The sequence below is a fragment of the Terrabacter terrigena genome (genome assembly GCF_042676085.1).
Classification (GTDB): domain Bacteria; phylum Actinomycetota; class Actinomycetes; order Actinomycetales; family Dermatophilaceae; genus Terrabacter; species Terrabacter terrigena.
In genome coordinates this window covers 401,366-413,291 of sequence record NZ_JBHTKH010000001.1, presented here as the reverse complement: position 1 = coordinate 413,291, position 11,926 = coordinate 401,366, and the positions used below count along the sequence as shown (strand labels likewise).

9 protein-coding genes, 1 tRNA gene and 1 pseudogene are annotated in these 11,926 nt (G+C 72.0%); 9 read left to right on the top strand and 2 right to left on the bottom strand.

Annotated features, from left to right (window positions below; translation table 11 throughout):
- Nucleotides 1-12 precede the first annotated feature (12 nt).
- From ACFQ2V_RS01920 to ACFQ2V_RS01905, 4 genes are all read left to right on the top strand, one after another.
- Nucleotides 13-1,443 carry a hemolysin family protein gene (locus tag ACFQ2V_RS01920; protein ID WP_386050253.1) on the top strand — a complete coding sequence of 477 codons (1,431 nt, stop codon included), beginning with the start codon at nt 13-15 and terminating at the stop codon, nt 1,441-1,443.
- Nucleotides 1,440-2,477, top strand: coding sequence for a hemolysin family protein (locus ACFQ2V_RS01915; RefSeq protein WP_386050252.1), 1,038 nt, complete (start codon nt 1,440-1,442; stop codon nt 2,475-2,477). Before ACFQ2V_RS01920 ends, ACFQ2V_RS01915 begins: the two co-directional genes overlap by 4 nt.
- Before the next feature lie 261 nt (nt 2,478-2,738).
- A complete protein-coding gene (locus ACFQ2V_RS01910; RefSeq protein ID WP_386050251.1) occupies nt 2,739-3,455 on the top strand; it encodes a response regulator in 717 nt (238 codons plus the stop codon).
- Between the two features lies 1 nt (nt 3,456).
- Nucleotides 3,457-4,908, top strand: coding sequence for a sensor histidine kinase (locus ACFQ2V_RS01905; RefSeq protein ID WP_386050250.1), 1,452 nt, complete (start codon nt 3,457-3,459; stop codon nt 4,906-4,908).
- Here ACFQ2V_RS01905 and ACFQ2V_RS01900 read toward each other — a convergent pair.
- Nucleotides 4,832-5,449, bottom strand: coding sequence for an ASCH domain-containing protein (locus ACFQ2V_RS01900; RefSeq protein WP_386050248.1), 618 nt, complete (start codon nt 5,447-5,449; stop codon nt 4,832-4,834). The genes ACFQ2V_RS01905 and ACFQ2V_RS01900 overlap by 77 nt on opposite strands.
- Before the next feature lie 171 nt (nt 5,450-5,620).
- Between ACFQ2V_RS01900 and ACFQ2V_RS01895 the strand changes: the two genes are divergently transcribed.
- A tRNA-Arg gene (locus ACFQ2V_RS01895) sits at nt 5,621-5,692 on the top strand.
- A 56-nt stretch (nt 5,693-5,748) separates the two neighbouring features.
- Here ACFQ2V_RS01895 and ACFQ2V_RS01890 read toward each other — a convergent pair.
- Nucleotides 5,749-6,923, bottom strand: a pseudogene (locus tag ACFQ2V_RS01890) (IS481 family transposase).
- Nucleotides 6,924-7,213: 290 nt separating this feature from the next.
- Between ACFQ2V_RS01890 and ACFQ2V_RS01880 the strand changes: the two are divergent.
- From ACFQ2V_RS01880 to thrC, 4 genes are all read left to right on the top strand, one after another.
- Nucleotides 7,214-8,008 carry a DALR anticodon-binding domain-containing protein gene (locus ACFQ2V_RS01880; protein WP_386050243.1) on the top strand — a complete coding sequence of 265 codons (795 nt, stop codon included), beginning with the start codon at nt 7,214-7,216 and terminating at the stop codon, nt 8,006-8,008.
- 2 nt (nt 8,009-8,010) lie between these two features.
- Entirely contained in the window at nt 8,011-9,429 is a 1,419-nt protein-coding gene (lysA, locus tag ACFQ2V_RS01875; RefSeq protein ID WP_386050241.1) for a diaminopimelate decarboxylase, read from the top strand.
- Nucleotides 9,430-9,513: 84 nt separating this feature from the next.
- A complete protein-coding gene (locus tag ACFQ2V_RS01870) occupies nt 9,514-10,830 on the top strand; it encodes a homoserine dehydrogenase (protein WP_386050239.1) in 1,317 nt (438 codons plus the stop codon).
- Nucleotides 10,830-11,924: a threonine synthase gene (gene thrC, locus ACFQ2V_RS01865; protein WP_386050237.1), complete on the top strand. Its 1,095-nt coding sequence runs from the start codon at nt 10,830-10,832 to the stop codon at nt 11,922-11,924. Before ACFQ2V_RS01870 ends, thrC begins: the two co-directional genes overlap by 1 nt.
- The last annotated feature ends 2 nt before the right edge of the window (nt 11,925-11,926 follow it).

Below are 11,926 nucleotides of genomic sequence, written 5' to 3'. Positions count from 1 at the left end.
GGTGGCGCGGCGGTGACCGAGTGGCTCCTCGTCCTCGGCGCCGTGCTGCTGACGGCGGGAACGGCCGTGTTCGTGGCCGCCGAGTTCTCGCTCGTCGCGCTCGACCGGCCGACCGTCCAGCGCGCCATCGACGAGGGGGACTCACGCGCGCGCGTCGTCCTGCAGTCGCTCAAGCAGCTGTCGACCCAGCTGTCGGCGGCGCAGGTCGGCATCACCATCACCACCCTGGTGGTCGGCTACCTCGCGCAGCCCTCGATCGGCGTGCTTGTGTCGGGCCCGCTGCGCGGCCTCGGCCTCGGGGACGGGCCGGTCGACGCGGTCTCGAGCTCGCTCGCCCTCGTGCTCGCGACGGTCTTCTCCATGGTCTTCGGCGAGCTGCTGCCGCAGTTCCTCGGCATCTCGGCGCCCCTCTCGACGGCGAAGGTCGTGGCCCTGCCCGTACGCGTGTTCGCCGTGGTCGCCAAGCCCCTCATCGTCGTGCTCAACGGGTCGGCCAACCGCTTCCTCCGCTCCCTCGGGATCGAGCCGCAGGAGGAGCTGTCGGGTGCCCGCACACCGCAGGAGCTCGCGAGCCTCGTCCAGCGCTCCGCCGAGGCGGGCACCCTCGACGTCACGACCGCGCGCATGCTGACGCGCTCGCTCGGCTTCGGGGAACGCACGGCCGACGACGTCATGACGCCCCGGGTGCGGTGCACCGGCGTCCACCGTGACGAGTCCGCCGACGACGTTCTGCGCCTGTCGCGACGCACCGGCCACTCCCGCTTCCCCGTACTCGGCGACGACTGGGACGACATCGACGGCGTGGTCCACGTCAAGAAGGCGATGGCGGTGCCGCACGAGCGGCGCAAGGACGTGCCGGTCTCGGCCCTGATGTCCGAGCGGCTCGTCGTCCCGGAGACCATCCGGCTCGCGCCGCTGCTGCGACAGCTGCGCGAGGGTGGGTTCCAGATGGCCGTCGTCGTCGACGAGTACGGGGGCACCTCGGGCATCGTCACGCTCGAGGACGTCGTCGAGGAGATCGTCGGGGAGGTCTCCGACGAGCACGACCGCAGCAGGCAGGGCGGCCGCGAGCTCGTCGACGGGTCGTGGACGGTTCCCGGGCTGTGGCGGCCCGACGAGGTGCGCGACGCCTTCGACGCCGACGTCCCCGACGGCCACACGTACGAGTCGATGGGCGGCTACGTCATGCACGTGCTCGGCCGCGTGCCCGTCGTCGGCGACGTGGTCTCCCTGCCCGGATGGCGCATCAACGTCGTCGGGATGGAGGGGCGTCGGGTCGACCGCCTCCGCTTCGTGCCCGACCCCGACTCGCTGCCGGGCTCCGACCCGACGCACCACCGCGGCACGGACGGCGTCGACGAACCGCGGGGCCGGGCCGGCGACGCGCCAGCGCGCACCGGCACACGGCATACGTCCTCGGGTGACGAGGGAGGGCGGTCGTGAACGGGCTCTGGGCCTACGTGGTCTCGCTCCTGCTCCTCGTCGGCAACGCGTTCTTCGTCGGTGCGGAGTTCGCGGCGATGGCCGTGCGTCGCTCGACGCTCGAGCCGCTCGCCGACGCCGGCAGCAAGCGGGCTGCATCGTGCCTGCTCGCGCTCGAACGGCTCGGCTCGATGCTCGCGACGGCACAGCTCGGCATCACGGTGTGCTCGGTCGGTCTCGGTGCACTCGCCGAGGCGGCGCTGCACCACCTGCTCGAGCCCGTCTTCCACGCCTGGGGCCTGTCCGAGGCCTGGGCCGGTGGGGTCGCCCTCGCGCTCGCGCTGCTCATCGTCAGCTACCTGCACGTCGTCGTCGGCGAGATGATCCCGAAGAACCTCGCCATCGCCGGGCCCGACCGGGCCGCGCTCGTGCTGGTGCCGCCGCTCTTCCTCATCTCCCGCACCCTCCGCCCGATCGTGCACGCGATGGAGACCGTCGCCAAAGCGCTGGTGCGGCTCTTCCGGGTCGAGCCGAAGGACGAGATCACCTCCGCCTTCACCGTCGAGGAGGTCGCGCACATCGTCGGCGAGTCACGTCGCGAGGGACTCATCGAGGAGGAGCGGCACGGTCTCGTCGCCAAGACCCTCGAGTTCTCCGACAAGCTCGCCCGCGACGTGGCCGTGGGCACCGACGAGCTGACGACCGTCGAGCTCGGCGCGACCCCCGCCGACATCGAGCGGCTCGTCGCGAAGCAGGGCTTCTCGCGCTACCCCGTGCTCGACGCGGCCGGCGAGATCGCAGGCTACATCCACCTCAAGGACGTGCTGTACGCCGACGACGAGCGTCACGAGCAGCCCATCCCACCCAAGCGCATCCGCCGGCTCGCGACCGTCCGCGAGGCCGACGACATCGAGGACGTCCTCGCCACGATGCAGCTGACCGGGGCCCACCTCGCGCGCGTCATCGACGCCGACGCCGCGGTGACCGGCGTCGTCTTCCTCGAGGACGTCCTCGAGGAGCTCGTCGGCGAGGTCACCGACACCACGCAGCGCTGAGGCCCGCCGGCCGCGGGGCGGCCGGCGGGCCTCAGCCGGTGGCGCGCGGCCACCGTGGATGACACCGGTCCGGGGAGGGCGGTACGACCGGGTCACCGTCGGGGAGGCAACCGGCACCCCTACAGCCTGAGTCGTCGTCGAGCCAGCGACCACACCCACCGGCGGGAGAACCCCTCCCCAAGATTTGGGGTGAAAGCCCTGCCCCGACGTCCCGGCCTTGTGATAATTGCCGGACGGGAGGGGGTGCCCGCAATCGAACACATGGGGGATCAGATGGGTCGTGTCCTGCCCGTTGGGCACTTGCAGCACGTCGGCGACGACGTCGAGCCGTTCGCGCAGCTGACCGTGGCCGTCGTCGACGACCACCGCGCCGTCGCCGACGCGATGGCCTTCGCCGTCGAGCGCGAGGCGGGCCTGACCTGCACCGGGGTCGCCTACACGGCCGTGTCGGCGCTCGAGCTGCTCCAGCGCGAGACCCCCGACGCGGTGCTCATGGACGTGCGGCTCGGCCACGACGACGGCATCGCCCTGACGGCGGAGCTGACCAAGAGGCTGCCCGACCTTCGCGTCATCGTGCTGACCGCGCACCTCGACCAGGGCCTGCTGAGGCGTGCGGCGGACGCCGGCGCGTGCGCTCTGCTGCCCAAGGACGGCTCGTGGGAGGACGTCCTGACGGCCGTCCACTCGGCGTCCCGGGACGGCTTCCACGTGCACCCGAAGCTGCTGCGCGGACTCATGGGCTCGCAGACTGCCCGGGGGCTGCCGCCCGTCGACCTCACCTCACGCGAGGCCGAGGTGCTCGGGCTGCTCGCCGAGGGGCGTGACGCAGCCGAGATCGCGCGGACCCTCGGCATCGCCGTGCTCACGAGCCGTGGGCACATCAAGAGCGTGCTCGCGAAGCTGGGCGCGCACTCGCAGCTCGAAGCCGTGGTGACCGCCAGCAGGCTGGGGATGGTGAGCCTCAGAGGGACTGGTTGACGTGGCGCTGCTGCGTCCTGCGGACCCCCTGCCCGACGGGGTGAGGCGCTCGGCGCTGCGCCGGTTCCTGCTCTGGACCCTCGCCGCGCTGGTGCTGGTCGGCGTCGGCACCGTGCTGCTGGCCCGACCGCTGGCATCGCAGATCGCCCTGCGCGACGCCGCGGTCCGTGGCTCGGGGCTCGCGCGCGCCGTCGTCGCCCCTCTGGTGGACCGGCACGTGCGCGCCGGTGAGCCGGGCCCCACGGGCACGCTCGACTACCTCCTCCGCAGCCGCATGAAGGACGGGTCGATCGTCCACATGAAGATCTGGACGCAGGAAGGCCGGGTCCTGTGGTCCGACGAGACCGACCTCGTCGGAGACACCTTCCCCCTCGACCCCGACGTGGCCGAGCTCTTCGGCTCCGAGAACGTCACGGCCGCAGTGTCGGACCTGTCGAAGGCCGAGAACGCCGAGGAGCGAGGCAGCGGCGAGCTGCTCGAGGTGTATGCCGGCCTGCACGACGCGGAAGGGGTGCCCCTCGTCTTCGAGTCCTACTGGACGGCCGACCCGCTCCACGAGGACGAGGCGGCCCTGCTCGGCCGGCTGGCGTTGCTGGGCCTCGGCTCGCTGATCCTCTTCGCGGTCATGGTGCTGCCGCTGGCCGTGTCGCTGGCGCGCAGGGTCGAGCGCGGAGAGGCCGACCGCAGCACGATGCTGGGCCACGCCCTCTCGGCGTCGGACCTCGAGCGCCGCCGCATCGCCGACGACCTGCACGACGGCGTCCTCCAGGACCTCGCGGGCTTCGGCTACCTGATGGGCGCCCTGGTCGACGACCTCCCGCGAGAGGCGACCCGGGCTCGCTCGATCGTCGGGGAACTGTCGTCGGGGCTCAAGCGCGACGCCGAAGGACTGCGCTCGCTCATGACCGACATCTACCCGGCCGACCTCGCCGAGGGTGGCCTGGTGCCGGCCGTCGAGTGGCTCGCCGACCATGCCCGGGCGTCGGGCCTCGACGTCGAGGTCGACCTCGACCCGGCCCTGGACCGGTCCGGCATGCCAATGGTCCAGGTGGTCTACCGCTCCGTCCGTGAGGGCCTGCGCAACGTCCTCAAGCACGCCGAGGCCTCGTCGGTCCTGCTGCGCGCCCGCGTCGTCGGGCACCAGGTGGTCGTCACCGTGCGCGACGACGGCATCGGCCCGCGCGATCCCGCAGGCCTCGCCGCCAGGGTCCGTCCCGTGGGCTCCGGGCAGGGACACGTCGGCCTGCACCTGTTGAGGGACACGGTGCGCGACCTCGGGGGAGAGCTGGTGCTCGGAGCTGCCGACGGCGGGGGAGCGTTGCTGACCGTCACCCTGCCCGAGGCGTTCGCGGACACCTGGGTGGCTCGCGAAGCAGTCAGCGCCCGTGCCGGGCGGCCCACTCGAGGTAGGCCGCGCCGCGCGGCGAGATCTCGTATCCGACCTCGTGGCTGATGGTCAGCCCGAGGGCCTTGAGCTTGCGGATGTCGACCTTCATCGGCAGCAGCTCGCAGCCGCGCAGAGCGGCCAGCTCCTTCGACACCACCCGGGGGTTGTCGCGGATCCACTCGAGGATGTCGCGCGTCCAGGGGCCGCTCGGTCGCGCATCGAGCCGAGCCAGCCTGGTCGCGAGGTCCTCAAGCGTGCCGTCGTCGGGGAGCCTCTCGCGCAAGGCGATTCGCGGGTCCTCACCGGCCCAGCTCAATCGCACCCGATACACCTTGTCACCACCGCGGCCGCCGCGGGCGGAGGGCTTGCGGGCGGTCGGGGCCAGGAACTTCTGCAGCGTCGCGAGGTCCTTCACGCCCGCCTTGCGCGCGTCGCGCTCGGTCAGCTTCGCGGGGTCGCGCACCTGGCTCACGGCGTCGAAGCGCACCAGTCCGGCGGGCGTCAGCTGCACGCCGCCCACCTTGACCCGAGGAGCGTCCCAGCGGCGGAAGGCCTGGGTCACGGTCCCGGCGCGGATGGCCTCGGCGACCGGCTTGGAGATGAGCACGCCCCATCGTGGCACCCCCGTCCGGGTCGGACGCCGTGGTCCGAGTCGCGGAGTGTCTCCGTCACCAGGCACCGGAGTCCGCCACCACGGTCGTCGGGGCGGTCCCGGGGGTGCATTGAGCAGTCAGCCGCCTCGGCTGCTAATCTCACCGGGCGCACGAAAGTGCGCACCGCCCCCGTAGCTCAGGGGATAGAGCACCGCCCTCCGGAGGCGGGAGCGCAGGTTCGAATCCTGCCGGGGGCACGATGTGATGTCTCAGGACATCGGAATGAGCCGGACCTACGGAATGTAGGTCCGGCTCATTGGTTTTTGCGGTGGCCGGTGGGTTGGTAGTCGCGTGAGGGGTCCAGGAGGAGCTGTCGTAGGACCTCGCCGGTGGTGGCGTCGATGATGGTGATCTGCAGGTCGTGGACCAGGAGGCGGACGTAGGTTCCGGCGTGGGTTCGTCCGAGGCCGATGTGGTGCAGGCGTCCGTTGTGGCGCAGGGTCACGTTGCCGGTCTTGGAGACCTTGTCGGTGCGGACGCGGTCGTGGGTGTCGCTGCTGCGGTCGCCGGGGCGGGCTTTGGGTCGGGCGGCGTAGGCGGCTGCTGGGGTGGCGCGGTGGGGCAGGGAGCGATGGGGCCGGTCGTGGTTGTACTGCTGCTGGAAGGTGTCGAGCAGCGCCTGCAGGGCGGTCAGGGTGTGTGGCTGCACGGGTTGGGCGCGCAGCCACTTCTTCAGGGTCTGTTGGAAGCGTTCGACCTTGCCGCAGGTGGTGGGGTGGTTCGGGCGGGAGTTCTTCTGGGTGATCCCGAGCCGGCGTAGCTCGGCCTCGAGGCGGCTGCGGCCGCCGCGGCCGCCGGCGAAGCGGACGGTGTAGACCATGCCGTTGTCGGTCAGGGTGGAGGCCGGGTGGCCGTGCGACGCGGCGGTGCTGGTGAACGTGGCGGCCACGGTCTGGCCGGTGATCCGCGGGTGGGCGCTGACGTGCAGTGCGTAGCGGGAGTGGTCATCGAGCCAGGTGATGATCTCCACGTCGGTGCCATCGGCGAGGCGGTAGTGGGTGAAGTCGGACTGCCAGGTCTCGTTGGGCTGGTCGGCCTCGAACCGGATGTAGGAGGAGCGGGGGCGTTTGCGCGGGTCCGGGGTGACCGCGTCGTGGCGGACCAGGATCCGGTGGATCGTGGCCCGGGAGACGTTCACCTGGTGGCGGTGTTGCAGGTGCCAGCCGATGGTGTCGGCGCCGGCGTCGTGCCCGCTGCCGGTCAGCTCGGTGCGCAGCTGCAGGATCAGCGCCACGACCTGCGCGCTGGTCGCCGTCGGGGAGGTGCGCGGGGCCCGGGAGAGGCGGGCTCGAACGCCGCGTCTCCTTCGAGCCGGTATCGGGACATCAGGCGACTGATCCAGCCTTGCGAGACCCCGTACCTGCGGGCGACTTCCGACTGCGAGGAACCGGCCAGGACGGCACTGATGACAAGACGACGCTTCGACACCGCCGACCCTGCCGGAGCCGGTCATTCCGATGTCCTGCGACACGCCATTCCGATGACCTGAGACACCCCATTCCGATGTCCTGAGATCGGACACTGCCGGGGGCACGATACGAGAGGCCGACCTGGAGGCGCTGAGCGCCTTCCGGGCCGGCCTCTCGCCGTATCGCCACGACACTCGCGAAAGCCATGGCCCCGGCACGACCGGGCGCCGGTGCGGCGATACGTGGCGTTCCGGGCGCGAGGCCGGTGCCCCGGCTGCGGGCCGGAGGTCCCCTCGTAGACTCGGCGCCATGACGCCGGAGCAGCTGCGCGCCCTCCTCGAGCAGGTCGCCGCGGAGGCCGTACGCTGTGGGGAGCTGCCGGGTGGGGCGGCTTCAGGTCCGCCCGACGGTGCCATCTTCCGACCGACGGACACCCGGGCGGCCGGGGTGGTGGCCGACTGGGTGACACCCGTGGCCCAGCGGTGGGCGCCGCGGCTCGGGCTCGGCCCTCGTGACCTGGCGCGGGTCCTCGCGCAGGGACTCACCCTCCAGAAGCCCGTTGCCGCGGTCGAGGTCGCACCGAGCGGCCTGATCGCCGTGACGCTCGACGACGCCGCGCGGTCCGCGATCGTCGCCCACGTCCTCGAGCACCAGGACGACTACGCCCTCGGCGACGCGGTGACCCTTCCCGTCTGTGCCGAGGCGCCCGGCAGCAGGGGGCCCGGTGACCCCGTCCTGGGGGCCCAGCTCGCCCACGCCCGGCTCTGCCGCCTCATCCGCAACGCCGAGGCTGCCGGTGTCGAGCGGCGTGACTCGGCCCGCGTCGAGCACCTGACCCACGTCGTCGAGCGGCACCTGCTCGTGGCGCTCGCTGACCTGCCCCAACGGCTCGACACCCACACCGGCGACGCGGCGCAGCAGCGTCGCGCCGTCACCGACCTGGCCGACCTCGCCGACGGCTGGGACCACCCCCTGCGACCCGCGGTCGTGGACGAACCGGTGCGGTCCGTCCACGCGGCGCGTCTGCTGCTCGCCGACGCCGTCCGGGTCGTCTTGCGCAATGGACTCGCGCGCCTGGGCGCGCCGGCCCCCGAGAGGATGTAGGAATGCGCGCACACGAAGCAGGAGCGCTGCACGCCGAGGGCTATCGCGGCCCCGCGTGGCTCCAGACCCCCGTCGATGTCAACGCCCTCGTGCCCTCGCTCTGGGCGACGTCCGTCGGACGTGGTGCCGACGGTGTCCTCACCGTGGGTGGGGTGAGCGTGGCCGACCTCGCACGCGATTTCGGCACGCCGGCATACATTATCGACGAGGACGACTTCCGTTCGCGCGCAAGGGATTTCAAGCAGACGTACGCCGAGGTGTTCGACAGCCTGTCGGGGGGCGCCGACGTGTTCTACGCCGGCAAGGCGTTCCTGTGCACCGAGGTCGCGCGGTGGATCCTCGACGAGGGACTGAGCCTCGACGTGTGCACCGGAGGAGAGCTCGCCGTCGCGATCCGCGCCGGCGTGCCCGGCGAACGCATCGGCGTGCACGGCAACAACAAGAGCATCGCCGAGATCCGTGCCGCCCTCGAGTACGGCGTCGGGCGCATCGTCGTCGACTCGTTCGACGAGATCGACCGGGTGGCCGCGGTCGCGACCGAGCTCGGAGTGGTCGCACCCGTCCTCATCCGCGTCACGGTCGGCGTCGAGGCCCACACGCACGAGTTCATCGCCACGGCCCACGAGGACCAGAAGTTCGGGTTGTCGCTCTCGGGAGGTCACGCCTTCGAGGCGGCGCGCCGCATCCTGGGCAGGCCGGAGTCGCTGCGACTGCTCGGCCTCCACAGCCACATCGGCTCGCAGATCTTCGACACGTCCGGGTTCGAGGTCTCGGCCCGGCGCATCGTCGGTCTCCACACGCAGATCGCCCGCGAGCTCGGCACCGAGCTGCCCGAGCTCGACCTCGGCGGCGGGTTCGGCATCGCCTACACGACCGAGCACGACCCCCTGCCCCCGAAGAACCTCGCCGCCGGCATGGCCGAGATCATCGAGCGCGAGTGCCGCGCCGACGGCGTCGCCGTGCCCCGCATCTCGGTCGAGCCGGGCCGTGCCATCGCCGGGCCGAGCACCTTCACGCTCTATGAGGTGGGCACCGTGAAGCCGGTCGAGCTCGACGGCGGGGCGCAGCGCGTCTACGTCTCGGTCGACGGCGGCATGAGCGACAACGTGCGCACCGCCCTCTACGACGCCAACTACTCGTGCACGCTCGCGAACCGTGCCTCTCAGGCTGACCCGGTGCTTGCCCGGGTGGTCGGAAAGCACTGCGAGAGCGGCGACATCGTCGTCAAGGACGAGTTCCTGCCCGCCGACGTGACGGCGGGTGACCTCGTGGCCGTGCCCGGCACCGGGGCCTACTGCCGGTCGCTCTCGAGCCAGTACAACCACACGCCGCGGCCCCCGGTCGTGGCGGTGCGCGACGGCGTGGCGCGCGTCATCGTGCGGCGCGAGTCGATCGACGACCTGCTCGCGCTCGACGTCTGATGTCGCCGCAGATCCTGCGCCGTCCATGTCCGGATCGCGAAACAATGGACGTCCAGATCCCGGACAGGCGGCAGGATTCGCACCGTGGACAGTGCTGTGAGTGACCCCCGGCCGTTGCGCGTCGCCCTCCTCGGGGCGGGTGTCGTGGGTGGAGCCGTGGCCCGCCTGCTCACCGAGCACGCCGACGACATGGCAGCGCGCGTCGGTGCACCCCTCGAGATCGTCGGCATCGCCGTGCGGCGGGGCGGGCGCGACCGGTCGGAGCTCGGCGTGGACCCGTCGCTCTTCACGACCGATGCCGACGAACTCGTGACGCGCGCCGACGTCGTCGTCGAGGTGATCGGCGGCATCGAGCCTGCCCGCTCGCTGATCCTCAGGGCCATGGACCACGGGGCCTCGGTCGTCACGGCCAACAAGGCCCTGCTGGCCGAGGACGGCCCGGCGCTCTACACCGCGGCCGCCGAGAAGGGCGTCGACCTCTACTACGAGGCCGCCGTCGCCGGTGCCATCCCGCTGCTGCGGCCGCTGCGCGAGTCGCTCGCCGGCGACGAGGTGCGCAAGGTGCTCGGCATCGTCAACGGCACGACGAACTACGTCCTGGACAAGATGGACACCACCGGCGCCGGCTTCTCCGACGCGGTCGAGCAGGCCCAGGCGCTGGGCTACGCCGAGGCCGACCCCACGGCTGACGTCGAGGGTTTCGACGCCGCCGCCAAGGCCGCGATCCTCGCCTCGCTCGCCTTCCACACCCGCGTCTCGGGCACAGACGTCTACCGCGAGGGCATCACCGAGGTCTCGGCGGCAGACGTCGCCGCGGCACGAGAGATGGACGCCGTCGTCAAGCTGCTCGCCATCTGCGAGCGCGGGGAACGCGGCGTCAGCGTACGCGTGCACCCGGCGATGATCCCGCGCTCGCACCCGCTCGCCGGGGTCCGTGAGGCGTTCAACGCCGTGTTCGTCGAGGCGGACGCCGCGGGCGAGCTGATGTTCTACGGCAAGGGCGCCGGTGGCGACCCCACGGCCTCGGCGGTGCTCGGCGACCTCGTCGCGGTCGCCCGCCACCGCGTCGGCGGCGGCCTCGGCCCGGGGGAGTCCAGCTACGCCGACCTGCCCGTCCTCACGATGGGCGACGCCGAGACGAGGTACCACATCAGCCTCGACGTCGAGGACCGCTCCGGCGTGCTCGCACAGGTCGCCGCCGCCTTCGCCGACCACGACGTGTCGATCGAGACCGTGCGCCAGCAGCTCGTCGCGGCCGCCGACGGCGAGTCCGCGAGGGCCAACCTCATCATCGTGACCCACACCGCGACCGACGCCGCCCTCTCGTCCACGGTCGAGCGCCTGCGCACGCTCGACGTCGTCCGTGGCGTCAACTCCGTCATGCGCGTGGAAGGTTCGTGATGGCCCACCAGTGGCGCGGAGTCATCCGCGAGTACTCCGACCGGCTCCCGATGCTCGAGGGGGCTCCGGTCGTCACCCTCCACGAGGGCGGCACGCCGCTCATCCACGCCGAGAAGCTCTCCGAGCGTGTCGGCGCCGAGGTGCACCTCAAGTACGAAGGCCTCAACCCGACCGGCTCGTTCAAGGACCGGGGCATGACCACAGCCATCAGCGTCGCTGCCGGCAAGGGTGCGCGGGCCGTCATCTGCGCCAGCACCGGCAACACGTCGGCCTCGGCGGCGGCATACGCGACGAAGGCCGGCATGACCTGTGGCGTTCTCGTGCCCGACGGCAAGATCGCGATGGGGAAGCTGAGCCAGGCCATCGCCCACGGGGCGACGCTGCTGCAGGTCGACGGCAACTTCGACGACTGCCTGACGCTCGCGCGCAAGCTCGCCGAGGCCTACCCCGTCGAGCTGGTCAACTCGGTCAACCCCGCCCGCATCGAGGGCCAGAAGACCGCCGCGTTCGAGGTCGTCGACGCCCTAGGCGACGCGCCCGACGTCCACTGCCTGCCGGTCGGCAACGCAGGCAACATCACCGCGTACTGGCGTGGCTACCGCGAGTACCTCGCCTCGCCGGTCACCGACGCGCCGGCGGGGCCCGCGACGCGCCTGCCCGCGATGTGGGGCTTCCAGGCGGCAGGTGCCGCGCCCATCGTGCTCGGCCACCCCGTCGACCAGCCCGAGACCATCGCCACGGCCATCCGCATCGGCAACCCGGCCTCGTGGCAGCAGGCGGTGGCCGCGCGTGACGAGTCCGGAGGCCGCATCGACGCCGTCACCGACGAGCAGATCCTCGACGCGCACCGCTACCTCTCCTCCGAGGAGGGCGTCTTCGTCGAGCCCGGCTCGGCCGCCTCCGTGGCCGGCCTGCTCGCGAGCCACGCAGCCGGCCTCGTGCCCCCCGGTGCGCGCATCGTCTGCACCGTCACCGGCCACGGGCTCAAGGACCCCCAGTGGGCACTGCGCACCGCCGACGGCAGCGACGTCGTGCCCAAGCGGGTCAGCGTCGACGCCTTCAGCGCGGCGCAGGCGCTCGGGCTCGAGGGCTGACC